This window comes from Actinomadura craniellae (assembly GCF_003289645.1).
Lineage (GTDB): Bacteria > Actinomycetota > Actinomycetes > Streptosporangiales > Streptosporangiaceae > Actinomadura_D > Actinomadura_D craniellae.
In genome coordinates, this window is sequence record NZ_QLYX01000007.1 from 324,261 (window position 1) to 347,409 (window position 23,149).

Here is a 23,149-nt window from a genome sequence, read left to right on the forward strand (position 1 = left end):
TCTTCAATGCGGTGCGCGACACCACCCGGATCCTGGTCCTCGGCTGGGTCGCGGCGATCGCCGTGCTGGCCGCCAAGCTGCTCGGCGGCAAGGACACGATCGGCTACTCAGGGATCGAGTTGAACGTCCGGCACGCCTGGGTGCTGCTCGCCGTCATCTCCCTGATGCACGTGTTCAAGGGCCTCTTCATCGTGCGGCACCTCCAGGAACACTCCTGGGGCGGCACCACCGCCGAGGAGGACGAGAAGCTGTTCAAGGCGATCAGGGCCGAGGGCAACCCCCTGGTCCACGGGTTGCGGCCGCGCCGGCTGACGGCCAGGCCGGTCGCCCGGATGGACCCGGCGGACCCGTCGTACTGGGCGGCGTACCTGTTCCAGATCATGACGTTCGTCGCGGTGCTCCCCTGGGCCTACGAGCGCGGGCACGTGACCTGGCCGGACGGCACGGCCCTGTGGCTGCCGGTCCTGGCCACCCTGGTCTTCCTGGGCCTGAACTGGCAGATCGGATCGCGGTGGCTGGCCGCGGTGGGAGATCTGCAGCCCCGCTCGGCCCAGGTCCAGGGGCGGCCGGTCGCACCGGTCGTCAGGGGCTTCGGCATGGTGCTGGCCCTCGTGGTGTTCGCCATCTCGCTGCCCGGACGGATCATCCTCTTCCCGTTCCTGTTCCGCCCGGTCTCCTGACGCCGGGCCCGCCGGTCATGTCCTCGGTGACGCCCATGGCGGTGTTGCCGGCGCTTTTACCGACGCCACCGCCGAGGAGACGCCCGACAACTTCACCTACGGCCTGGAACGCGTCCTGGACGGCATCGAGACCTACATCCGCACCCACTCCCGACACCACTGATACGGGGATTCAACAGGGGTTCGGCGGAAGATGAGGCGGGCGGCGGCCCTGGCCTGAGCGGCGACCGCCCGGGGGCTAGGGTTTTCCGTGGTGACACCGCTGACAGGAGCATTCGAACCGGAGGGAAGGGGACACTGATGGAGCTCTCTGGGGTGGGGATCTGGAGCCAGCAGCTGCGCTACGGGGACCGGGGCGAAGCCGCCGACGCGGCCGCGGAGCTCGAGGAGCTGGGCTTCAGCGCGCTGTGGGTGCCGGACGTCGGCGGGCCGGTGTTCGACGCGGTCGGCCGGCTGCTGGGCGCGACCCGCCGGGCGGTCGTCGCGACCGGAATCCTGAACCTGTGGATGCACGAGCCGGCGGACGCCGCGGCCTCGTACGCGTCGTTGACGGCCGCGCACGGCGACCGGTTCCTGATGGGCATCGGGGTGAGCCACGCCCCACTGATCGACGCCGCCGAGCCCGGCCGGTACCGGCGCCCGCTGGCGGCGATGACGGGTTTCCTGGACGGCCTCGACGCCGCGGACCCGCCGGTGCCCGCCAAGCAGCGCGTGCTGGCCGCGCTGGGCCCGAAGATGCTGGCGCTGGCGGCGGAGCGGGCCCGAGGGGTCCACCCCTACCTCGTCACGCCGGAGCACACCCGGCAGGCCCGTGCGGTGCTGGGCGCGGGCCCGCTCGTCCTCCCGGAGCAGACGGTGATCCTGTGCTCCGGGGCCGACGAGGCCCGCGCGATCGGGACCGGCTGGTTGCGCGGCTATCTCAGCCTTCCCAACTACGCCAACAACCTGCTGCGGCTGGGTTTCACCCAGGAGGAGCTGACGTCGGTGAGCGACCGCCTGTTCGACGCCCTGATCGCCTGGGGCGACGAGGAGGCGATCAAACGCCGGGTGGACGAGCACCGGGCCGCCGGCGCCGACCACGTCTGCGTGCAGGTACTCACCGCCGACGCGGACACCTTCCCCCGGGAGCAGTGGCGCCGGCTGGGCGCCGCCCTGCGCTGACCTCCGGCGGGGCGGGACGGCTGCCAGGAGGGCCGCTCAGAGCAGGGCCGACACGGTGAACAGCAGACCGAACAGGCCCAGGAATATTCCGAAGACGGTCATGATGATCGCGGTGACCATCTCGGCGGTGTGCATCTCGCGCACCACGAACCGGCCGGGGTCGGCGGGCTCGTACATCACGGTGACGTCGGCGCCCTCCCGAAACCGGTACCCGCCCCGCCCGGCCGGGGATGTCCGCTCCAGTTCGGCGCCTTCCAGGGTCCGGTAACGCACCGTCGGGAAGTGGTACGTGCCCATGGAGTCGCGGATCGGCCCCCGTTCCCGGCGGCCTCCCACGACCACACCGGGCACCCGGACGGCGCGCGCCGTGAACGCGTTGTTCCGGATGAGTGTGCGGGTCGCCAGGACGACCATCAATGCGCCTGTCAGTACGAAGGCCGCGGGGACGGCCACCTCAACCCAGTGCATGCCCCCAGCATGGACGATCCCGGCCCGGTTCAGGGCGCGGCGGTGAAGGCCAGGGAGGCGTTGTGGCCGCCGAAGCCGAAGGAGTTGGTCATCGCCGCCGCCCACCGGCCCCGGCGGGGCCGTCCGGTGACGATGTCGAGCTTGACCTCGGGGTCCAGGTCCTCCAGGTTCCGGACGGCGGGGATCGCCCCGTCCCGCAGGGCGAGGATCGTGGCCAGCGCGCCCACCGCCCCGGCGGCCCCGCACAGGTGCCCGGTCATCGACTTGACGGCGGTGATCGCGGGGTGCGTCCCCAGCGCCTCGGCGATCGAGCGGGCCTCCGTCAGGTCGCCGGTCGGGGTGGCGGTGGCGTGCGCGTTCACGTGCCCGACGTCCAGCGGGTCGAGCCCGGCCGAGGACAGGGCCATCCGCATCGCGCGCACCTGACCGGCCGAGTCGGCGGAGGTGATGTGGTGGGCGTCGGAGGTGGTTCCCGCGCCGGCCAGCGTGGCGTGCACCCGGGCGCCGCGGGCCGCGGCGAACTCCTCGCGTTCCAGGACGACCAGGGCGGCCCCCTCACCGAGGACGAAACCGTCGCGCCCGGTGTCGAAGGGCCGGGACGCCTCCTGCGGGGTGTCGTTGCGCTTGGACAGGGCCCGGGCCTGGGCGAACCCGGCGAGGGTGAGGGGGTGCACGCACGCTTCGGCACCGCCGGCGATCACCACGTCGGCGCGGCCGAGCCGGATGAGGTCCAGGCCCATCGCGATCGCCTCGGAGCCGGAGGCGCAGGCGCTCACCGGCGTGTGGGCGCCGCCCCGGGCGCCGAACTCGATGCTGACCGTGGCCGCGGGCCCGTTGGGCATCAGCATGGGGACCGTGTAGGGCGAGACCTTCCATGCCCCGGCCTGCTCCAGCACGTCGTCCTGGGCGAGTGTGGTCCGGGCCCCGCCGACGCCGGTGCCGATGACCACCGCCAGGCGCTCGGGTTCGACCTCGGGGGCTCCGGCGTTCGCCCACGCCTCCCGGGCCGCGACGAGGGCGGCCTGCTGGCAGCGGTCCAGCCGGCGGGCCGGCACCCGGCCCAGCACCTCGGCGGGGTCCACCTGCATCCGCCCGGCGATCCGCACGGGCAGGCCCTCGGCCCAGTCCTCCTCGATCAGGGTGATGCCTGATCGTCCCTCCAGCATGCCGGCCCACGTCGTGTCCGCGTCCCCGCCCAGCGGCGTGGTGGCGCCGAGCCCGGTGACCGAGGCGCCCGCCTGCATCCCGTCTTTCATCAACGACCCTTCTCATCCCCGGATACGCCCCCGCCGGGCGATGCCGCCGGAGTGTGCTCCAGTACAACGGTGCCAGGGTGCGGCCACGGTGACAGGTGATCTGATCAACGAAAATGTCGCGGGAGATTTGTCCGGCCTGGAACGCGGCAATGCCTGCGGTCACCGCGTCCCGCACCGGGGCGGACGGCTGCCGGCGCGGTGCGCAGCGCCCCGCCTTCCCGTCAAGGGTTTCAACAGCACGTTGAGGGTTGAGGGTGCTGATCCCCAATATCGGCGGCCGAATAGCCGGCAAACCCTCTAGTAGTTAATCAATGGAACACTTGAAGGCATGGATGTCGGCGGCAGCAGGACGACGCTCCTGTACCGGGGTACCGCTGTGCGCCCGTCCAGGATTTCCCGCGCAACCCACCGACCAGCTGAGGATGGAAGAACTCCGTGACCTCCAGCCCCCAGGCAAACGACGCCCGACCCCATGACGGCCTTCGCAGATCGGATCACACCGCCGCGGACAGCCACGACCTCATCCAGGTCCGTGGCGCCAGGGAGAACAACCTGGCCGGTGTCTCCGTGGACATCCCCAAGCGGCGGCTCAGCGTCTTCACCGGGGTTTCCGGCTCCGGCAAGTCCTCACTCGTCTTCGACACGATCGCCGCCGAATCGCGGCGGATGATCAACGAGACTTACACGGCGTTCCTGCAGAGTTTCATGCCGAGCATGGGCCGCCCGGACGTCGACTCGCTGCGCAACCTGAGTGCCGCGATCATCGTCGACCAGGAGCGGATGGGCGCCAACTCCCGTTCCACCGTGGGCACCGCCACCGACGCCCACACCATGCTGCGGATCATCTTCAGCCGGATCGGCACCCCGCACATCGGTTCGGCCTCGGCCTTCAGCTTCAACACGGCCGAGGGCATGTGCCCCGAGTGCGAGGGGCTCGGCAGGGTCTCCGAGATCGACCTCGCCGAACTGGTCGACACCGAACTGTCGCTGAACGAGGGCGCGATCAAGGCCCCCGGGTTCGCGGTGGGCACCTGGTACTGGCAGATCATGGCGAGCTCCGGTTTCTTCGACCCCGACGCCAAGCTGAAGGACTACACCGCCCGGCAGTGGGAGGACTTCCTCTACAAGGACAGCGTCAAGGTGAAGGTCGGCACCAGCAACTTCACCTACGAGGGGCTCGTCACCAAGGTCCGGCGGCAGTACCTGGGCAAGGACCGCGAGTCGATGCAGTCGCCGGCGCGCGCGTTCGCCGACCGGGCGCTCAAGCTCACCGGCTGCCCGGCCTGCGGCGGCACCCGGCTGAACGAGGCCGCCCGGTCCGCGAAGGTCGACGGCCGCACCATCACGGAGTGCTCGTCCCTGCAGATCAGCGATCTGGCCGGGTTCGTCCGCGACCTTCGGGCCCCCGCGGTCGGCCCGATCCTGGAGACCCTCCGCGACACGCTGGACTCGCTGGTGGAGATCGGCCTGGGCTACCTCAGCCTCGACCGGGAGTCCGGCACCCTGTCCGGCGGCGAGTCGCAGCGGGTGAAGATGGTCCGGCATCTGGGGTCGAGCCTGACCGACGTCACCTACGTCTTCGACGAGCCCACCGCCGGCCTGCACCCGCATGACATCCAGCGGATGAACGACCTGCTGCTGCGGTTGCGCGACAAGGGCAACACGGTGCTCGTCGTGGAGCACAAACCGGAGACGATCGCGATCGCCGACCACGTGGTGGACCTCGGCCCCGGCGCCGGCGCGGCCGGCGGGCAGCTCTGCTTCGCCGGCGACCTGGACGGGCTGCGCGCCTCCGGCACCCTGACCGGCCGCTACTTCGACCACCGCGTGGAGCTGCGCGAGAAGGCACGCCAGCCCCGCGGGCAGCTGACGGTCAAGGGCGCCTCCCTGCACAACCTGCGGGACGTGGACGTCGACATCCCCCTCGGCGTGCTCACCGTCGTCACCGGCGTCGCCGGGTCCGGTAAGAGCTCCCTGATCCACGGGTACGTCGCCGGGCAGGACGGCGTGGTCGTCGCCGACCAGTCGCCGATCCGCGGTTCCCGCCGCAGCAACCCGGCCACCTACACCGGGGTGCTCGACCCGATCCGGTCGGCGTTCGCCAAGGCCAACGGCGTCAAGCCCGGCCTGTTCAGCGCCAACTCCACCGGCGCCTGCCCCGCCTGCAAGGGCATCGGCCTGATCTACACCGACCTGGCCATGATGGCCGAGGTGGCGTCGGTGTGCGAGGAGTGCGAGGGCAGGAGGTTCACCCCGGAGGTGCTGTCCTACGAGCTGCGCGGCAAGAACATCAGCGAGGTGCTCGGCATGTCGGTGGCCGAGGCGCACGAGTTCTTCACCACCGGCCAGGCCCGGGCGATCCTCGATCGCCTGGTGGCGGTGGGGCTGGGCTACCTCGCGCTCGGCCAGCCGCTCACCACCTTGTCGGGCGGCGAGCGGCAGCGGCTCAAGCTCGCCATCCACATGGCCAAGAACGGCACGACCTACGTCCTGGACGAGCCGACCACCGGCCTGCACCTGGCCGACGTGGACCAGCTGCTGGCGCTGCTCGACCGCCTGGTCGACGACGGCAACACGGTCATCGTCATCGAGCACCACCAGGCCGTGATGGCCCACGCCGACTGGATTATCGACCTCGGCCCGGGGGCCGGCCACGACGGCGGCCAGGTCGTCTTCACCGGCACCCCCACCGACCTCGTCGACACCGGCACGTCCCTCACCGCCGAGCACCTGCGCCGGTACGTCGGCCGCGCCGGATGAGAGGGGTTCGGGTGCCGCCCGCGGGCGGCACCCGAACCCCTCTACAGTGGGGGGATGGCCGGTGATCAGGCGAGCGCGCGGGTGGACAGCTGGATCTGGTCGGTGCGGCTGGTCAAGACCCGTTCCCTGGCCGCCGCCGTCTGCAAGGCCGGGCACGTCCGGGTGAACGGGGTGCGGGCCAAGCCCGCCCAGCCGGTCCGCGTGGGTGACCAGGTGCGGCTCCGCCATGACGGGCGCGAGCGCATCGTGGTGGTGTCCCGGATCATCACCAAGCGCGTCGGCGCACCGGTGGCCGCCGAGTGCTATGTCGACAACAGCCCGCCTCCCCCGCCGCGCGAGGAGTCCGTGCAGGTCGCCGTCCGCGACCGCGGTGCGGGCCGGCCCAGCAAGCGCGAGCGCCGGAGCATCGAGAAGCTGTTCGGCCGCTCCACCCGCTGAGCCCGGGTTCACCGGGACACGGGGTCCTTGATCTCCACGACGACGTTGGTCGACTTGATCACCGCCCAGGCGACCACCCCGACCTCCAGGCCCAGCTCGTCGGCCGCCTGCCGGCTCATCAGCGACACCACCCGGAACGGCCCCGCGGCGATCTCGACCTGCGCCATCACCGCGTCACGCACCACCTCGGTCACGATCCCCCGGAAGCGGTTCCGCGCCGACGACACCCCGGTGCCGTCCTCGGCCTCCACCCGGTCGCGGGCGAAGGCCGCCAGGTCGGTACCGGAGATCACCCGATGCCCCTGGGTGTCCCGGTCCGCCGCCAGCCGTCCGGCGTCGACCCAGCGCCGCACCGTGTCCGGGCTCACCCCCAGCAGCTCGGCGGCCTCACTGATCCGGAACGTCGCCACACCATCACATCCCATCCTGGTAAAAACCGGCGAAGATGCCGCACTGTAATCTCACTTGCCGGCTTTCATGCCCGAAGAACGCCGGATTTGCCGCCCTCACCCGTCGTGCTGGGCCCGGAGCAGGACCTCCCCCGCGTCCGTCCGGTAGTAGAGCACCGACCGCCCCGTGCGCCGGCGCTGGACCAGGCGGGCGTCGAGCAGGACCCGCAGGTGCCGGCCCACCGAGCCCAGACCCTGCCCGGTGAGGGCCACCAGCTGGGTCGTGCTCTTGGGTGCGTCGAGGAGGACGAGGACGCCCGCCCGCGCGGGTCCCAGCAGCCGGCCCAGCGCCTCGGGCACCGGGGCCCGGCCGGCCTCGGCCAGCACGCCCGAGCACGGATACACCACGGCGTACCGGTGCCGGGCCTCCCAGGAGACCCAGCCCCGGCGCGGGGTGACCGGCACGAACAGCAACCGCGCGCCGGAGGTCTCGCGGGGCGGGTAGTCGCGGGTGTTGATCTGCAACCGTCCCTCACCGAGCCAGCGCATCCCCGGCCGCATGTCGCCCAGTGCCGCGGCCCAGCCGCCCTGGCCCAGCCGCCGGGTCCGCGCGACGACGTCGGCCTCGATGATCTGCCGGCGCCGCGGCCAGGAAGGCAGTACCGTCCGCGCCCACACCCACTCCAGCAGGTCGGCGGCGCGGCCGGGCAGGTCCGGCCGGTGCAGCTCGGCGGGGAGCGGCCCGCCCGCCGACACGGCCAGGTCCGCGCGGGCGGCCGCGGCCGGCGTCCGGCGGATCCGCGCCACCTCGGTCGCGAACCGCTGCTCCTCCCCCGTCGGGGTGGGGGTGAGGAAGTCGGCGTTCCAGCTTCCGCCCAGCCCGATCCGGACGAGCAGCGCGGTGACCGGGTCGTCCCCGCACCGCCTGCGGTAGGCGGGCAGGTGGGCGTCGAGCCAGGCGCGTTCGCCCGGGTGGGCGGCGGTCCCGGCGTCCAGGGTCTGCAGGGCGGCGATGGTCTCGGCCAGCGGGGAGACGACGAACCGGCTTCCCGCGAGCGTGTCCGCGCTGACCTGCCACCACCCCATGGTTTCGCCCCCTCGCGAAACATTACCGCCGCGCGGTCGGACCTCCGGAGACTCCGGCCTCATGCGCACCTATCGCGAGCTTTTCCGGACACCGGAGTTCACCCCGCTCTTCCTGGTGTCCGCCGGGCAGGTGGCGGCCCAGACGGTGAGCGGCCTGGCGCTGGGCACGCTGGTCTACACGGCGACCGGCTCGCCGCTGCTGTCGGCCCTGGCCATGTTCGGTCCCTCCCTGGCCCAGCTGATCGGGGCGGCGACGCTGCTGTCGGCGGCCGACCGCATCCCGCCGCGCGCCGCGCTGACCGGGCTGGCGGTGCTCTTCGGGCTCGGCACCGCCGTCCAGGCCGTTCCGGGGTTGCCCGTGTGGGCCGCCTTCGCCGTCCTCCTGGTCCAGGGGACGGTCGCTTCGCTGGGCGGCGGGGTGCGCTACGGGCTGCTCAACGAGATCCTCGCGCGGCAGGGGTACCTGCTGGGCCGTTCGGTGCTCAACATGCTGGCGGGTGCCATGCAGATCTGCGGGTTCGCGGCCGGCGGTGTGCTCTTGGTCGTCCTGTCGCCGCGGGGCGCGCTGCTCACCGGTGCCGCCCTGTACTTCGCCACCGCGGCCGTCGCCCGATGCGGGCTCGCGCGGCGGCCGCCGCGCGCCACCGGGCGACCCTCGGCCACCGAGACCTGGCGAGACAACGCCCGGCTGTGGTCCTCCCGGTCCCGCCGCCGGGTCTATCTCGCCCTGTGGGTGCCCAACGGGCTGATCGTCGGCTGTGAGTCCCTCTACATCTCCTACGCGCCCCGGCACGCCGGGCTCCTCTTCGCCGGTGCAGCGTTCGGGATGCTGGCCGGTGACACGCTGACCGGACGGTTCGCCCCCCGGCGGTGGCGGGACCGGCTCGGCACCCCGCTGCACCTGCTGCTGGCTGCCCCCTACCTGATCTTCGCGCTGCGTCCGGCCCCGCCCCTGGCGTTGGTGGTGGTGGCGCTCGCCTCGGTCGGGTACGGGGCGAGTCTGCTGTACCAGGATCGGTTGATGCGCCTGACACCGGACGAGCTGAGCGGGCACGCCCTCGGGCTGCACTCCTCCGGCATGCTCGCCATGCAAGGGGTGGGGGCGGCTCTCGCGGGCGGCGTCGCCCAGCTCACCGCGCCCGGAACGGCAATGGCGGTGCTGGCGGCGGCGTCCCTCGCGGTCACCGGGGTCCTGGCGCCCGGCCTGCGCGCACTGCCGGAACCGGCCGCGGCACTCTTCAGCCCGAGAACGCCTGGAGGGCGCGGCCACCGATCATGATCACGCCGAGGGCCAGCGCGAGGACGGACAGGATCGCGCCGGCCGCGGCCAGTGGCTTGCCGCGGCGGGGCCCGACGCAGCCGATGACCCCGAGGGCGATCCCGGCCAGCCCGAACGGGAAAGGGGTGTAGGCCCGTACGAGGTCCAGGTTGATCGGAAGCAGCGGCAGCGCGCACCCGACCAGACCCAAAACCACTGCGGCCACGGCCAGCCCGAACCCTTTGGGGTGGTCCAGCGGAGGTGCTCCGCCAGGCCGCCCGGGGCTGTGGGGGTTGCCCCAGGGCTGGTGCGGCTGCGAGTACGGCGGGGCCGACGCGGGGTACGCGGCCTCCGGGCCGGGGACCGCCGCGCCGGGCCGAGAGCCCGGCGCGTTCGCGTCCGGCGGCGGACCGTAGGTCATGGGGACCTTCCTCACTGACGGGAACACTTCGTCTCTCGCGCACATGCCTACCAGCAAACCGTTCTCGTCCGCATACCCGGCGGGTCGGGCCGCGAGGAGGATGGGTGCAGAAATCGGCGGCAGGGCGTTGAGGTGCCGTCACCTGCCGACCTCCTGATGACCTGCACGCGGCACCGAAGCGGTTGACCTCAACCCTGGTCGAGGTTGCAGCCTGGTCGGATGGCTCCTATCAAGGTCGGCACGGTCGTCCCCATGGCCCTGGACGAGCTCAATGCCCCGGGCAGCCCGTCGGTTCCCACCGCCGCGCGGTACATCGAAGAGCTGGGGTTCGAGTCTCTCTGGGTCCCCGACCTGATCATTGGGGACGGGACGCCCGCGTTGGAGGCCGCCCTCACGCTGGCGGCCGCCGCAGCGGTCACGGAAAGAATCCGCATCGGGTTCAGCGTTCTCACCCTCCCCCTTCGCCCAGCCGCCTGGGTCGCCGTACAGATCGCGACGCTGCAGCAGCTGTCGAATGATCGGGTACTGCTGGGGGTCGGCTCAGGAGGGTTTCCCGACTCGCCGTTCTGGCAGGCCGTGGGCGCGTCCAGCAGCGAACGGGGTGCCAGGACGAACGCCACGCTCCGGGCGCTGCCCCAGCTACTGGCTGGAGAGCCGACCGAACTGGCCCCGCGGACATCACCGGTGACCCTGGCCCCCGCAGCGCCGATGCCGCCGGTTCTGGTCGGGGGCAACTCGCGCACCGCGATGCTCCGTGCGGTGGAGTTCGGCGGCTGGTTCCCCTCCCTCATCTCCCCCGACGACCTCGCTCCGGCAGTCGCGACACTCCGGAACCTGGCGGAGGAGCGCGGCGTTCCGGCCCCAGGTGTCACCGTGGGCGGGCACCTCATCGTAGGAGCCGATGAATCAGCGCGCTCCGCCAAGGACGCTTTGGTACGCAGCCTTGTCCAGGATCACGCGATGCCGCCTGAGACGGCGGCGAAGGTCCCCATGACCGCATCGACGCCGGCAGAGCTCGCCGAGGTCTTCGCCGCTTACGAAGCCGCCGGCGCCGACCGCATCGTCACCGGTCCCGACAACGGCGACTACAGGTCCGGCCTCCAGCTGATGATGGAAGCACATGCCATGCTGCCGTGATCGGCCCCGCAGCGTAACGCCCGGTGCGAGTCGGGCTCCTCGCCGTGACCGGGTTCACCGACGTCGGTATCACCGCCGCGGCGTGGTGGGGCCGCGGTCAGCTCGTGGCCAGGCGTTCCGCGGTGGCCAGGAAGGGGCGGGCCAGGTCGGTGAGCCCCAGGTCCAGGCAGTGCAGGCCGGAGGAGACACGTTCGAGGTAGCCCCACTCCCAGACCGCGTCCTCGGGCAGGCCGCTGGAGTCCGCCAGCAGGCGGCAGTAGCGGCGGGCCAGGGCGGGCGGGTCGGTGGCGGCGAGCAGTTCGGGGCACCAGTCACGCAGGACGACGCCGAGGTCGTAGGCGGGGTCGGCCCGGAACCCGTCGGGGTCGACGAAGACGAATCCCGACTCCGCCCCGGCCCGGGGGGCCGGCACGCGCAGGGCGTTGCCGGGGTGGGGGTCGCCGTGGACCACGACGCACCGGGCCGGGTCGGCGGCGGCGGCCCGCCGCTCGGCGAACCGCAGGGCCCGGGCGACGACCCGTTCCGGGCACGGGCGGCCGAGCCCGTGCCAGAGCCGGTGGACCAGCCGGGCGAGCTGCTCGGCCTTGTCCTCCACGCCCTCGGTGTCCTGTGCCGGCGGGGCGGCCGGGTCCGGCGGCAGCGTCCACGCCTGGGCGAGCGTCGCGCACAGCGCCGTGATCGCCTGCTCGGGGGCAGGCGCGAGGTCCTCCATCGACGGGCCGAGCGCCTCCTGGAGCATGGCGTGCCGCCCGGCGTCGTGGGCGAGGAGGCGGACGTATCCGCGGCCCCGGGCGGCGGCGAGCACCCGGATCTGGCCGGCGTTCTCCGGAGCGGGCAGGGCGATCTTGAGGATGGCGTCCCGGCCGTCGCGGGTCCGGGCGCGGGCCACGTAGGCCGCGGTCCCGCCCGGCAGTGGCGCGCCGACGACCTCGATCGACCACTGCCGGCGGAGTTCGGCGACGCGGTCCGGTAGTTCCGCCAGCCATCGCGCGCCCTGCTCGCCGAGATGCGCGGCCCGCCGCCGGACCGCCACCGGCAGCTCGGCCGTCGGGTCGATGGCGTCGTGCATGGGTTTTTGGGGGGTCAGGTTCGGCGGAGGGTGTGGATGAAGGCGGCCCATTCGGTGGGGGAGAACTCCAGGACGGTGCCGTCGTCTCCGGTCGTGGAGTCCCGGACGCCGATGGTGCCCTGGTCGCCGCGGGCGAGTTCGACGCAGGTGCCGTTGGGTTCGCTGTGGCTGGATTTGCGCCAGCCGGTGTACTGCGCGGTCATGGGCGTCCCGTCTCCTCGATGGCCCGGTCGGCGGCCTCGGTCAGGAAGATCCTGCTGTCCCCGGGAGGCAGCGCGGCCCGGCTCAGGTGCTCATATCTTCGCGCATAGCGCTGCACTTCGCGTGGCTCGATGTGGACGTTGTCGGTGTTGATGGTGTCGACCACCGCCATGGGCGGGTCCGCCGGGTCGGGGAAGGTGTAGAGCGTGAACGTGGCCCTCGGCAGCAGCGTGCCGGTGAGGCGGGTGCCGACGGGCAGGACGCGGACGCTGAGCGACGGGTGCTCCTCCAGCATGGCGTCGATCTGACGGAGCTGCGCGGCCATGATCTCGGGCGGCACGGGGAGCCGCCGGATGACGATCTCGTCCAGGACGACCTCGTAGGCGGGGCCGTCGGGGCGCAGCATGGCGTGCCGGCGCTCCAGCCTGGCGTCGATCATCTTCTGCGGATGGAAGTCCAGGGCGTCCTCGGCTTCGGTCAGCTCGATCAGTGACTCGGTGAACTCCCGGGTCTGGAAGATGCCCGGCATGGCGGTCTGGTTGTACTCGCGGATCGTGGCGGCGCCGTACTCGATGTTGGCGTACAGCCGTTGCCGGGCGCCCATGGCGTTGCCGTACCTGTCCCACCAGCCGCGCTCGGCCCCGTCGCAGGCGATGTCGACCAGCCGGGCCCGTTCCTCGTCGGGGAGACCGAGAATCTTGAGGATCTTGATGAGTTCGGCGACGTCCGGGCGGACCAGGCCGTTCTCCAGCCTGCTGACCTGCATGCGCGAGTAGTGGATGAGCTTGGCGAGCTGGTCGGCGGTCAGGCCGCGCTCTTCACGGATGGTCCGCAGCTCGATTCCCAGCCGCCTGCGGCGGACGAAAGGACTGGTCATGGTCAACCTCCGGTCCGGGGGGACGCCGTCGCCAGGCCCACCCGGCGTGGTGGCGGCGCGTACGTATGGAGAACCTTCGGTGACGATGCGTGAGGGGGCAAGCGGATGGCCAGGTCGGGCCACTATCTGTCCTAATTTGACAACTCAGCGTGATGTCGCTAGTTCGGGCGCGGGCCGGTTCCGTCCTCGGCACGCCCACCGGTGAGGGGACGCCGCCGGCTACGCGCTCGACCGCGACGCCGCCGCCCGGCTGCGGGAGGTGCTGGTCGGCTGCGGGAGGTGCTGGTCGGCCTCCGGTGGGCCGGGCCGCCAGACGGCCCGGCCCACCGGAGGTTCTACGGCGTGGCCAGCGCCTCGGTGGGGGAAAGGCGGGCGGCGCGGATCGCCGGGTAGAGCCCGGCCAGCGCGCCGATGACGAGGGTCGCGCCGATCCCGCCCGCCACCGCCCAGGCCGGTACGACGGCCGGCCATCCCTGGGAGAGGGCGTAGCCGAAGGTGACCGCCGCGCCCAGCAGCGCCCCGCCCGCCCCGCCGAGCGCCGACAGCAGCAGGGACTCGGCCAGGAACTGGCCGCGGATCTGCCGCCGGGTGGCGCCCAGCGAGCGGCGCAGCCCGATCTCGGCGCGCCGCTCCAGCACCGAGATGACCATGGTGTTGGCCACGCCGACCCCGCCGACCAGCAACGCCACCGCGCCCAGGCCGAGGAGCAGCCCGGTGAACGCCTCCCCCGCGGCCTGCCGGGCCGCCAGCGCGTCGGAGGGGCGGGAGACCTCGACCTCGTTGGGTGCCTCCGGGTTCGCGGTGGCGCCCAGCACGGCGCTGACCTGCTCGACGCGGGCGTCCTCCGAACGGGTGTAGACGGTGGTCGGGTGCCCGTCGAAACCCAGCCGGGCCTGGGCGACCGGCCAGCCGACCAGCGCCGCGCCGTCCAGTTCGGGGGCCAGTTCCGCGGGGGCGAGGATGCCGACCACGGTGAACCACTCGCCGCCGACGAGCACCTGGACGCCGGGCCCGGCGCGGCCGATCCCGAGCCGCTGTGCGGCGGTCGCACCGAGCACCGTCGCCGGGTGGCCGCCGGTGGCGGCGTTGAGCCAGGTGCCGCTGCGGACCCGCGCGCCGACCGCCGTGCGCAGGTCGGTGCGGGCGGCGTAGGCCGCGATCCCGTTGGTCTGCGCCGCCGGGATCTTGCCGGTGCGGTAGACCTTCGCGTCCGCGATGCGCCCGACGGCCGACACCGACCGCACCGGCCCGATCCGGCCCACCATCGCCTCGGCCTCGGCGGGCAGCCGGGCCTGGTCGCCGGTCAGGGTCGTGCCGGGTGAGACGGTGAGCAGGTTGGTGCCCAGCGCCGCCAAGGCCCGGTCGAGTTCGGCGCGGGAGGAGGACGAGATGCCCACGACGGAGACCATCGCGCCGATGCCGATGGCGATGCCCAGCGCGGACAGGAACGCCCGCAGCGGGCGGGTGCGCAGGCCCACCGCGCCGACCCGGACCACGTCACGCGGTGCCATCCGGGCCGGCCGCAGCGCGTCGACGGCCATCAGCCCACCACCTCCCGCACGGCGCCGGTGACGTCGGCGACCACCCGGCCGTCGAGCATCCGCACCTGCCGGGGCAGCCCGTCGGCGATCTCCCGGTCATGCGTGATGATCACGACGGTGGTGCCGGCGGCGTGCAGGTCCCGCAGCAGGCCCATCACCCCGGCCCCGGAAGCCGAGTCCAGCGCCCCGGTGGGCTCGTCGGCCAGCAGCAGCGGGGGTTCGCCGGCCACGGCGCGCGCGATGGCGACACGCTGGCGTTCCCCGCCGGACAGCTCGTGCGGCCGGTGGTCCATGCGGTGCCCGAGGCCGACCCGCCGCAGCGCCGCCGCGGCCCGGCGGCCGCGTTCCCGGGCCCGCAGCCCGGTGTACAGCAGCCCGTCGGCAACGTTGTCCAGCGCCCTGGTGCCCGGGGCGAGGTGGAACTGCTGGAAGACGAAGCCGATGCGGGCGGCCCGCAGCGCCGACAGTTCGGCGTCCGACAGGCGGCCCACCTCGTGCCCGTCGATGCGCACGTCGCCGGAGGTGGGCCGGTCCAGGGTGCCGAGCACGTGGAGCATGGTCGACTTGCCCGAGCCGGACGGGCCCACGATGGCGACGAGTTCACCGGCGCCGATGTGCAGGCGGACGCCGTCGAGGGCGGTGACGCCGCCGGGGTAGACCTTCGACACGTCCGTCAAAGAGATCACTTCGGCATCCCCACGATCGTGCCCTCGGTGATGCCGGCCCCGGAGATCTCCACCCGGCCGCCGGCGAACAGGCCGGTGGTGACCGGCACGTACGCCGTGGTGGAGCCGGTGACGACCTCCACCCCGAACCCGCCTTCCTGCAACGCCAGCAGCGCGGCGACCGGGACGGTGAGCACGTTCTCGCGGGTGCCGGCGGTGAAGGAGACGTCCACCGAGGCCAGCGCGTAGGCCTCGGATGCCTGCTGGGCTTTCGCGCCGCTGAGCACCACGATCACCTCGACCTTGGTCTGCGGGTCCTCGCCCTGGTCACCGGCCTCGATCACGGTGGAGACCTCGTCGATCCTGCCTTTGACGGTGTCGCCGCCGGGCAGTTCGATGTCGACGGCCGCGCCCTTCCTGGCCAGTCGCCGGTCGGCGGCGTCGAGTTCGACGGTGACGGCCTTGGCGGTGCCGGTGTAGGTGAGCACCTTGCCGCCGGGGCCTGCCGGGTCACCCTGGCCGGCGTGGAGGGTGTCCACCCGGATCGCGCCGGGGGCGAACACCACGCTCCCGAACTCGACGGTCCCGGTCTCCGCCAGGCCGCGGTCCTCCTGCCAGCGTGCCACCGCCGCAGCCGTGTCACCGGTGTACTCGTCGTCCACGGTGAACCCGTCGTAGCCGAGCGCGGCCAGGTTGCCCTCCAACTGCCGCACGTCCGAGCCCGTCAGGCCCGGCCGCAGCGCGCGGTAGGCGGGTGTCGCGCCGTACATCAGCGTCACCGGCCGGTCATCGACCTCGTACAGCGTGCGGCCGCGGGTGATGCGGTCGCCGCTGCCGGGCAGGGCGGTGAGGGTGCCGCGCAGCCTGCTGGTCGCGGTGCTCGCCGGGCCGTAGCCGAGTTCACCGTCGGCCGAGTGGGTGTCGCGGAGCGTCTGCCGGGTCACCTTGGCGGTCTGGGGTGGCAGGCCGCCGGCCGCGGTGCCGCCGGCCGTGCCGCCGCCGGCGCCCAGCGCGACGGCGGCGGCCGCGCCGCCCGCGGCCACGACGACGGTCGCGGCGGCGGCCCGCCGGGTGCGGCGGCTTTTCCGGCGCGGCGGGCGTGCGTCCGCGGCGGGCCGGCGGTCCGCCGCGGTCGTCGTGTCGGTCGTCGTGTCGGTCACGGCCGTGCCCCCGGGCCGGGGAGGGCCGCCTGGCACTTCTTGTGCGCCGCCTCGAAGTCGGGGTCCTCGCTGAGCTTGCGGTCGACCCTGATTCCGCGCTGGCCCGGCTTGGGGTCGTCCATGGGGACGCCGTTGTCGCGCATGCACTGGGCGAACTTGCGGGCGGCCTCTTCCATTCTGGGGTCGGATCCCGGGGAGCCGTCCGCCTGCGGGCTGTACTGGCGGCAGGCCGCCATGGCCTTCTCGACCGTCGCCCGGTCCGTCTCCCCGCCCACCCTGATGCGGATGCCCTTGCCGGGTTCGGGGTCGTCCATGGGGACGCCGTTGTCGCGCATGCACTGGGCGAACTTCAGGGCCTTCTCCCGCGGGTCCATGCTCGCGGGGGCGCCGCTCTTCCGGGCGGCGCCGCCCGCCGAGGCCACCCCGCCGCCGTCACCGCCGGAACCGCATCCGGTCAGCAGCAGGGCCAGGGCCAGGGCCGGTGGCGCGCCGCGGGTGCACAGTCTCCGGCCGGGCCGCCTGGTGGGTCGCATCGGTGTCATCTCCTCGTCGCGGGGCCGGACCTGTTCCGGCCTGACGGGAGCCGATGCAACGCGGTCGCCTGTTTCCTTGACGTTTCCTCCGGAAGCGGGGCGATCACTAACGGAAAGGAAACACCGCCTCCGCCACCATGACTCCCAGGGCCCCGCCGCTGGAGAGGAGACCGGGACGGATGCGAGTGCTGGTGGCCGAGGACGAGCCGTTGCTCGCCGAGGCGATCGCGGAGTGGTTGCGCGGTGAGGCGCACGCCGTCGACCTCGCCCGTGACGGGGAGGCGGCGCTGGACCGCCTCACCGTCCACGACTACGACGTGGTCGTCTTGGACCGGGACCTGCCCGTCATGCACGGTGACGAGGTCTGCCGTGCGCTGGTGGCGGCCGGGTCGGCCGTGCGGGTGCTGATGCTCACCGCCGCCGCCGAGGTCACCGACCGCGTCGCCGGCCTGTGCCTGGGCGCCGACGACTACCTCACCAAGCCCTTCGCCTTCCCCGAGCTGGCCGCCCGCGTCCTGGCGCTCGGGCGGCGGGCCCGGCCGGCGGCGCCACCGGTGCTGCGGCGGGCCGGTATCGCGCTGGACCCGGCGCGCCACCAGGTGTTCCGGGACGGCCGCTACGTCCCGCTGGCCAGGAAGGAGTTCGCGGTGCTGACCGAGCTGCTGCGCGCCGACGGGACGGTGGTCTCGGCCGAACGGCTGCTGGAGAAGGCCTGGGACGAGCACGCCGACCCCTTCACCGGGGCCGTCCGGCTCACCGTCCTCAAGTTGCGCCGCAAGCTCGGCGACCCGCCCGTCGTGGAGACCGTCACCGGGGTGGGGTACCGGATCCCATGAGGGCCCGCCGAGTGCTGCCGCGCCGGGTCACCCTGCGGGCCCGGCTGACCCTGATCTACGGCGGGCTGTTCCTGGTCGCCGGGATGCTGCTGCTGGGCGTCACCTACGTGCTGTTCACCCAGCAGCTCGACCGGTCCGGGACCAAGGTGGTCACCCGGCAGAGCCTCCATCCCCCGGCGACGCCCACGGCCGGGCCCGCCCGCGACCGGGTGTTCCTCTCCCCCGATGCCCCCGGCGAGGGCGGGCCGCCGGCCGATGCCGAGTTGCAGCGGTGGATGCAGCGCCAGCGGGAGTCGTTGCATGACGCGGCGATCACCTCGCTGCTGGCGCAGGGCACGATCGCGCTGGTGGTGGTCGGCGGTACGGCGGCGGGTCTGGGCTGGCTCATCGCCGGCCGGGTGCTGGCTCCGCTGCACCGGGTCACCGACACCGCCCGGCGGATCGCGGGCGCGCCGGCGGCCGATCGCGGCCTGCACGAACGGATCGCGTTGCGCGGCCCCGACGACGAGGTCAAGGAGCTGGCCGACACCTTCGACACCATGGTGGAGCGGCTGGACCGCTCCTTCGACGGGCAGCGCCGGTTCGTGGCCAACGCTTCGCACGAGCTGCGTACCCCGCTCACCCTGGGGCGCGCCCTGGTCGAGCTGGCGATGCATCGCAGGTCGGCCTCCGCGGACGTCCGGCAGCTCGGCGAGCAACTGTTGGAGATCAACTCCCGGCATGAGCGGCTCATCGCCGGCCTGCTGTTGCTGGCCGGCTCGGAGCACGAGATCGTCGACCGGGCCCCGGTCGACCTGGCCGACGTCGTCGGGCACGTGGCCGCGCAGACCGCGCCGGAGGCCGGGCGGGCGGGGGTCGTCGTGCACGAGGAGCCGGGCGAGGCGCCCACCGCCGGGGATGCGCTGCTGCTGGAGCGGCTGGTGCAGAACCTGGTGGAGAACGGCATCCGGCACAACACCGGGGGCGGCGGCTGGGTGCGGGTCGCCAGTCGAACCCGGCAGGACGGCCGGGTCGAGGTGGAGGTCGGTAACTCCGGCCCCGCGGTGCCGCCGTACGAGGTGCCGGCGTTGTTCGAGCCGTTCCGCCGGCTGGACTCCGACCGGCTGGTCACCGCCAAGGGCGCCGGGCTGGGCCTGTCCATCGTGCGGTCGGTGGCCCGCGCCCACGGCGGCGAGGTCACCGCCCGCCCGCGGGAGGGCGGCGGGCTGACGGTGACCGTCACGTTGCCGGCGTGCCCGCAGGAATTCGTCCCCGGCTGACCGGTCCATGCCGCGGAGGCCAAAGTCATCGTGGTCCTGGTATGGCGCGCGGATGGTTCGGTTTCCGGGTCACGTTTCCTAGAGTTCGGAGATGACCCGGTGGCCGGGCGGCCGCGCCGGGCCCGCAGGCCCGGCCGGGCCGCCCGCCTCCTCCGACGGACGACGCAGAGGACGGGAAGATGCAGACGTTGACCGACCTCCGCTCGACGGCGCACGCCATGGAGCGCCTGGAGATCCCCACGGGTATGCCCTTCGGTGACTTCAGGGCCGCGTTCGAGCGAGCGGTTCCCACCCTGGACCCCGGTGAGCTGAACCGGATGATCGCAAACGGTGCCGGCTGGGGCGAGGTGAGCGCGCTGGTCGAGCGCACCCCGCACGGCTTCGTCCTGTTCACGACCTTCGACGTGACTCCCCTGATGCGGGCCGCGGGGCACCGGCAGCCGGTCGTGGAGTACCTGATGGGCAACCACGTGCTCGCCGAGCATATGTTCCGCCACCATCCGGCCGTCCTGCTCTACGCGCCGCTGCGCGTCCTGCTGTACGGCGATGACGGCGGGCAGGCGATCTTCGTCATCGACCGGCCCGGCACGGTGTTCGCCGGCTTCGACATCCCCCAGGTCGCGGCGGTGGGGGCCGACCTGGACCGTAAGGTGGGGGCGCTGCTCGCGGCGATCGGCGTCGCGCCGCCCGGTGCCCTGGGCTGAGGGTCACCGCGGGGAGGGGGACACCTCGTCGATGAGGTCGGCGATGGAGTCGACGACCCGGGCGGGTCGGAAGGGGAAGCGGTCGATCTCCTCTTTGCGGGTCACCCCGGTGAGCACCAGGATCGTGTGCAGGCCGGCTTCCACGCCGGAGACCACGTCGGTGTCCATCCGGTCCCCGATCATGGCGGTGGTCTCGCTGTGCCCGTCGACGGCGTTGAGGGCGCTGCGCATCATCAGCGGGTTGGGTTTGCCGACGAAGTAGGGGGAGACCCCGGTGGCCTTGGAGATCATGGCGGCGACGGCTCCGCAGGCCGGCAGTGACCCCTCCTGGGAGGGGCCGATGGGGTCGGGGTTGGTGGCGATGAACCGGGCGCCGTTCTCGATCAGCCGGATCGCCCTGGTGACCTGGGAGAAGCTGTAGGTGCGGGTCTCCCCCAGCACGACGTAGTCGGGGTCGATGTCGGTGAGGACGTAGTCCGCCGCGTGCAGCGCCGTGGTGAGCCCGGCCTCACCGATGACGTAGGCCGATCCCTCGGGCCGCTGGTCGCTCAGGAACTGGGCGGTGGCCAGCGCGGAGGTCCAGATCGAGGTGGCGGGCACCTCCAGTCCCACGGCGCGCAGCCGGGCCGACAGGTCACGCGGGGTGTAGATCGAGTTGTTGGTCAGGACCAGGAAGCGGCGGCCGGACTCGGTGAGCCGGCGCAGGAACTCGCCCGCCCCGGGAACCGGGTGCCCCTCGTGCACCAGCACGCCGTCCATGTCGGTCAGCCAGCAGTCGATCGGTCCGCGCTCACTCATGGGGCGATTGTCGCAGGGTTCTGATCTGCCGGTTTGGTCAGCCCGCGCGCGTTCCGTGATCTCATGGGGGGAGGACTCATCGGAAGGCGGGGGCATGTCACTGGTGTCGTATCCGGAGCCGCGCTACCACGGGGAGGGCGGCGAGATCAGCGCGAGGTTCAGGCCGGTGACCGCCGCGCCCGAGCTGGCGGGGGCCGCGGCCTCGTACCACTACCTGGCCACGGGGGCGTCCACCGGCGGGGAGTTCGGCCTGTACCGGGTGGACATGGGGGCGGTGCCCAGTGGCCCGGGCACGCACTTCCACCGGACGATCTCCGAGACGTTCTTCGTCCTGTCGGGGACGGTGCGGCTGTTCGACGGCGAGCGCTGGATCGACGCCGTCGCCGGGGACTCCCTGTACGTCCCGGTCGGTGGCCTGCACGCTTTCCGCAACGAGTCGGGTGAGCCGGCGTCGCTGCTGCTGCTGTTCGCTCCGGGCGCCCCCCGGGAGGGGTACTTCGAGGGGATACAGGACGTGGCGGGAATGTCGGGCGGCGAGCGGGCCGAGTTCTACCTGCGCCACGACAACCACTGGGTCTAGGGCCGGGGGCCGGTGGGGCGGTCGCGCAGGAACGCCGCGACGCCGTCCAGGACGCGGGCCAGGCCGAAGTCGAAGGCGCGGCCGGGGTCGTGGGCGGCCTGGTACTCCTGGCCTGCCGCGGTGCCGACCCGGGTGGCGACCGGGTAGCGGTCGGGGTCCAGGGCCCGCTGGAGCAGGGGGGCGTGGGCCTGCCACCACTGGGCGTCGGTCATGCCGGTGTCGCGTTCGGCGCGGGCGGCGTCCACGGCGACCCGGGCGGCGCCGTGGACGTAGTCCAGGACGAGGCTGAGCAGCAGGTCCATCTCGACGTCGGTGAGGTCGAGGCCGTCGAGGGCGCGCAGTTCCAGGTCGTACTTGGCGATCAGGCCGGGGCCCAGGACGGGGCGGCTGGTGGCGACCTGCATCAGCCAGGGGTGCCGCAGGTACAGGTCCCGGTTGCGGCGGGCGATGCGTTCGAGCGCGGCCCGCCACCCCGCGGCCGGGCTCTCCGGCCCGACCGTCTCCCCGACCGCCTCCCTGACTGCTTCGGCGTAGACGGTGTCGAGCATGACGTCGATGAGTTCGGCCTTGCCCGGCACGTAGGTGTACAGGGACATGGCGGTGACGCCGAGGTGGTCGGCGACGCGCCGCATGGAGAGCGCGCCCAGCCCCTCGGTGTCGGCGAGTTCGATCGCGGCCCGGGCGACCTGCGGCACGGTCAACCGGGGCCGGGGGCCGCGCCGGGGGCGTTCGGCGGTGCCCCACAGCAGTTCGATGCTGCGCGCGGGGTCCCCGCCCCCGCCGTACTCGGTCGTCACCCGGGTCATTCTCCCCCGAGCCGGGTTCGCGCGGCACGCACCCGTGTCAGTTGCGGTTGACACCCACCCGCATGTCAGCCTAGGCTGACACACATGAGCAGGGTCAAGGAGCTCGCCGACGCCGTGGACGGCACCGACCCCGCGGCCGGGCTGGCGGCGGTGGCGGCACTGCGCGTCCTGCTGGAGGAACTGGAAGCCCTCCACGTCGACAACGCCCGCGCCCGCGGCTGGTCGTGGGAGGCCATCGCCACCGCGCTGGGCGTGCGCCGGCAGTCGGTCCACAAGAAACACGCCCGCCGGCGGCGGGGGTGAGCGGGAATGCGCACAGTCGAACGCAGAGGTGAACGATGACGATGTTCGGCCGGTTCTCCCCGGCGGCCCGGTCCGCGGTGCTGCGGGCCGCCGATCTGGCGGCCACCGCGGCGCGGCCCCGGATCGGCACCGAGTTCCTCCTGCTGGCCCTGTGCGAGGACGCGCACGTGCGGCCGGCCCTGCACCGGCAGGGCGTCACCCGCGCCCGCGTCCAGGCGGCGATCACCGAGGCGCTGGGCGCTCCCCGCCCCTACGAGGAGGGAGAGCTGCTGGCCGCCCTGGGCATCGACCTGGCGGAGGTCCGCCGCCGCGCCCGCGCGGTCGCGCCCGGCCCGGGCCGGGCGTGGGAGTTGCGGCGTTCCCCGCTGTGGCCGCTGCGGGTGGCGGTGACCGGCCCGGGCCGCGACCTGCCGTTCACCGGGGGCGGCCGCAAGGTGCTCGAGGTCGCGCTGTGGCGGGGCCGGCGGGACGGTCGCGTCCCGGCCGGGCCCGGTGACCTGCTGCACGGGATCCTCGCCGACTCCCACAGCAACGCCGCACGCGTCCTGCGCCACCTGGGGGCGCGGCCGTGCGCGCTCGTCGCCGCGCTGGAGCACCCGGACGCCGCCTGATCAGGCCCGGAACCCCGGAAAAGCTGCGGTGAGCCGCGAAGCAGGCGCATGACGGTTGCTGGTGAGGGGCGCCGGCCCTTTTCCGGGGAGGGCACGAGCCGGAACCGGGCGGTGCGTACTGGCGGGCTACCTTGCCCCTGCCGGTGCGGCGC

Annotated in this window: 26 protein-coding genes; 12 read left to right on the forward strand and 14 right to left on the reverse strand. The window is 73.1% G+C overall.

Features of this window, described 5'->3' with window-relative positions:
* The first annotated feature begins 11 nt into the window (after positions 1–11).
* Both DPM19_RS17765 and DPM19_RS17770 read left to right on the forward strand, forming a co-directional pair.
* The gene (locus tag DPM19_RS17765; RefSeq protein WP_146778901.1) at positions 12–680 is read left to right on the forward strand and encodes a hypothetical protein; all 669 of its coding nucleotides are present in this window, start codon (positions 12–14) and stop codon (positions 678–680) included.
* A 300-nt stretch (positions 681–980) separates the two neighbouring features.
* On the forward strand, positions 981–1,841 hold the full coding sequence (locus DPM19_RS17770) for an LLM class F420-dependent oxidoreductase (protein WP_111869030.1): 861 nt from the start codon (positions 981–983) through the stop codon (positions 1,839–1,841).
* A gap of 36 nt (positions 1,842–1,877) precedes the next feature.
* Here DPM19_RS17770 and DPM19_RS17775 read toward each other — a convergent pair whose 3' ends face one another.
* Entirely contained in the window at positions 1,878–2,309 is a 432-nt protein-coding gene (locus tag DPM19_RS17775) for a DUF3592 domain-containing protein (protein WP_111869031.1), read from the reverse strand.
* 29 nt (positions 2,310–2,338) lie between these two features.
* Positions 2,339–3,565 (reverse strand): beta-ketoacyl-[acyl-carrier-protein] synthase family protein, encoded by a 1,227-nt coding sequence (locus DPM19_RS17780; protein ID WP_111869032.1) that lies wholly within the window; start codon positions 3,563–3,565, stop codon positions 2,339–2,341.
* Between the two features lie 522 nt (positions 3,566–4,087).
* Here DPM19_RS17780 and DPM19_RS17785 point away from each other — a divergent pair.
* Entirely contained in the window at positions 4,088–6,325 is a 2,238-nt protein-coding gene (locus DPM19_RS17785) for an ATP-binding cassette domain-containing protein (protein WP_233510309.1), read from the forward strand.
* A 54-nt stretch (positions 6,326–6,379) separates the two neighbouring features.
* Complete coding sequence (locus DPM19_RS17790) at positions 6,380–6,763, forward strand: RNA-binding S4 domain-containing protein (protein WP_111869034.1); 384 nt, start codon at positions 6,380–6,382, stop codon at positions 6,761–6,763.
* Positions 6,764–6,771: 8 nt separating this feature from the next.
* On the opposite strand, the gene DPM19_RS17795 is transcribed toward DPM19_RS17790, so the two are convergent.
* Positions 6,772–7,173 (reverse strand): TOBE domain-containing protein, encoded by a 402-nt coding sequence (locus tag DPM19_RS17795; RefSeq protein WP_111869035.1) that lies wholly within the window; start codon positions 7,171–7,173, stop codon positions 6,772–6,774.
* 96 nt (positions 7,174–7,269) lie between these two features.
* On the reverse strand, positions 7,270–8,238 hold the full coding sequence (locus tag DPM19_RS17800) for an ArsR/SmtB family transcription factor (RefSeq protein ID WP_111869036.1): 969 nt from the start codon (positions 8,236–8,238) through the stop codon (positions 7,270–7,272).
* 61 nt (positions 8,239–8,299) lie between these two features.
* Here DPM19_RS17800 and DPM19_RS17805 point away from each other — a divergent pair, with 61 nt between their 5' ends.
* Entirely contained in the window at positions 8,300–9,517 is a 1,218-nt protein-coding gene (locus tag DPM19_RS17805; protein ID WP_111869037.1) for an MFS transporter, read from the forward strand.
* Here DPM19_RS17805 and DPM19_RS35765 read toward each other — a convergent pair.
* A complete protein-coding gene (locus tag DPM19_RS35765) occupies positions 9,477–9,917 on the reverse strand; it encodes a DUF4190 domain-containing protein (RefSeq protein ID WP_199485142.1) in 441 nt (146 codons plus the stop codon). The genes DPM19_RS17805 and DPM19_RS35765 overlap by 41 nt on opposite strands.
* A 219-nt stretch (positions 9,918–10,136) precedes the next feature.
* Here DPM19_RS35765 and DPM19_RS17815 point away from each other — a divergent pair, with 219 nt between their 5' ends.
* Positions 10,137–11,054, forward strand: a complete 918-nt coding sequence (locus DPM19_RS17815) for an LLM class flavin-dependent oxidoreductase (RefSeq protein WP_111869038.1) — start codon at positions 10,137–10,139, stop codon at positions 11,052–11,054.
* Between the two features lie 97 nt (positions 11,055–11,151).
* Here the strand turns inward: DPM19_RS17815 and DPM19_RS17820 are convergent, their stop codons facing one another.
* From DPM19_RS17820 to DPM19_RS17850, 7 genes are all read right to left on the reverse strand, one after another.
* Positions 11,152–12,123: an aminoglycoside phosphotransferase family protein gene (locus tag DPM19_RS17820; protein ID WP_111869039.1), complete on the reverse strand. Its 972-nt coding sequence runs from the start codon at positions 12,121–12,123 to the stop codon at positions 11,152–11,154.
* A gap of 14 nt (positions 12,124–12,137) precedes the next feature.
* Positions 12,138–12,326, reverse strand: a complete 189-nt coding sequence (locus tag DPM19_RS17825; RefSeq protein ID WP_111869040.1) for a DUF397 domain-containing protein — start codon at positions 12,324–12,326, stop codon at positions 12,138–12,140.
* Entirely contained in the window at positions 12,323–13,201 is an 879-nt protein-coding gene (locus tag DPM19_RS17830; protein WP_111869041.1) for a helix-turn-helix domain-containing protein, read from the reverse strand. Before DPM19_RS17830 ends, DPM19_RS17825 begins: the two co-directional genes overlap by 4 nt.
* A 335-nt stretch (positions 13,202–13,536) precedes the next feature.
* Positions 13,537–14,742, reverse strand: a complete 1,206-nt coding sequence (locus DPM19_RS17835; protein WP_111869042.1) for an ABC transporter permease — start codon at positions 14,740–14,742, stop codon at positions 13,537–13,539.
* On the reverse strand, positions 14,742–15,428 hold the full coding sequence (locus tag DPM19_RS17840; RefSeq protein WP_111869043.1) for an ABC transporter ATP-binding protein: 687 nt from the start codon (positions 15,426–15,428) through the stop codon (positions 14,742–14,744). Before DPM19_RS17840 ends, DPM19_RS17835 begins: the two co-directional genes overlap by 1 nt.
* Positions 15,425–16,567 carry a peptidoglycan-binding protein gene (locus tag DPM19_RS17845; RefSeq protein ID WP_199485143.1) on the reverse strand — a complete coding sequence of 381 codons (1,143 nt, stop codon included), beginning with the start codon at positions 16,565–16,567 and terminating at the stop codon, positions 15,425–15,427. Before DPM19_RS17845 ends, DPM19_RS17840 begins: the two co-directional genes overlap by 4 nt.
* Entirely contained in the window at positions 16,564–17,100 is a 537-nt protein-coding gene (locus DPM19_RS17850; RefSeq protein WP_111869045.1) for a hypothetical protein, read from the reverse strand. The genes DPM19_RS17845 and DPM19_RS17850 overlap by 4 nt, the downstream gene beginning before the upstream one ends.
* Positions 17,101–17,279: 179 nt before the next feature.
* Between DPM19_RS17850 and DPM19_RS17855 the strand changes: the two genes are divergently transcribed.
* The 3 genes from DPM19_RS17855 (at position 17,280) to DPM19_RS17865 (ending at position 19,899) form a co-directional block, all read left to right on the forward strand.
* Entirely contained in the window at positions 17,280–17,936 is a 657-nt protein-coding gene (locus DPM19_RS17855) for a response regulator transcription factor (protein ID WP_111869046.1), read from the forward strand.
* Positions 17,933–19,195 (forward strand): sensor histidine kinase, encoded by a 1,263-nt coding sequence (locus tag DPM19_RS17860; protein ID WP_111869047.1) that lies wholly within the window; start codon positions 17,933–17,935, stop codon positions 19,193–19,195. Before DPM19_RS17855 ends, DPM19_RS17860 begins: the two co-directional genes overlap by 4 nt.
* A 179-nt stretch (positions 19,196–19,374) precedes the next feature.
* Positions 19,375–19,899, forward strand: a complete 525-nt coding sequence (locus tag DPM19_RS17865) for a DUF302 domain-containing protein (protein ID WP_111869048.1) — start codon at positions 19,375–19,377, stop codon at positions 19,897–19,899.
* Between the two features lie 3 nt (positions 19,900–19,902).
* Here DPM19_RS17865 and DPM19_RS17870 read toward each other — a convergent pair whose 3' ends face one another.
* Positions 19,903–20,697 carry an HAD-IIA family hydrolase gene (locus tag DPM19_RS17870; RefSeq protein WP_111869049.1) on the reverse strand — a complete coding sequence of 265 codons (795 nt, stop codon included), beginning with the start codon at positions 20,695–20,697 and terminating at the stop codon, positions 19,903–19,905.
* A gap of 94 nt (positions 20,698–20,791) precedes the next feature.
* Between DPM19_RS17870 and DPM19_RS17875 the strand changes: the two genes are divergently transcribed.
* Positions 20,792–21,277, forward strand: coding sequence for a cupin domain-containing protein (locus DPM19_RS17875; protein ID WP_111869050.1), 486 nt, complete (start codon positions 20,792–20,794; stop codon positions 21,275–21,277).
* Here DPM19_RS17875 and DPM19_RS17880 read toward each other — a convergent pair.
* Positions 21,274–22,074 (reverse strand): TetR/AcrR family transcriptional regulator, encoded by an 801-nt coding sequence (locus DPM19_RS17880; RefSeq protein ID WP_111869101.1) that lies wholly within the window; start codon positions 22,072–22,074, stop codon positions 21,274–21,276. The two genes, DPM19_RS17875 and DPM19_RS17880, sit on opposite strands and share 4 nt — an antisense overlap.
* Before the next feature lie 93 nt (positions 22,075–22,167).
* On the opposite strand from DPM19_RS17880, the gene DPM19_RS17885 reads away from it, so the two are divergent.
* Both DPM19_RS17885 and DPM19_RS17890 read left to right on the forward strand, forming a co-directional pair.
* On the forward strand, positions 22,168–22,386 hold the full coding sequence (locus DPM19_RS17885; protein WP_111869051.1) for a helix-turn-helix domain-containing protein: 219 nt from the start codon (positions 22,168–22,170) through the stop codon (positions 22,384–22,386).
* A gap of 35 nt (positions 22,387–22,421) precedes the next feature.
* A complete protein-coding gene (locus DPM19_RS17890; protein ID WP_111869052.1) occupies positions 22,422–22,997 on the forward strand; it encodes a Clp protease N-terminal domain-containing protein in 576 nt (191 codons plus the stop codon).
* Positions 22,998–23,149: the final 152 nt, after the last annotated feature.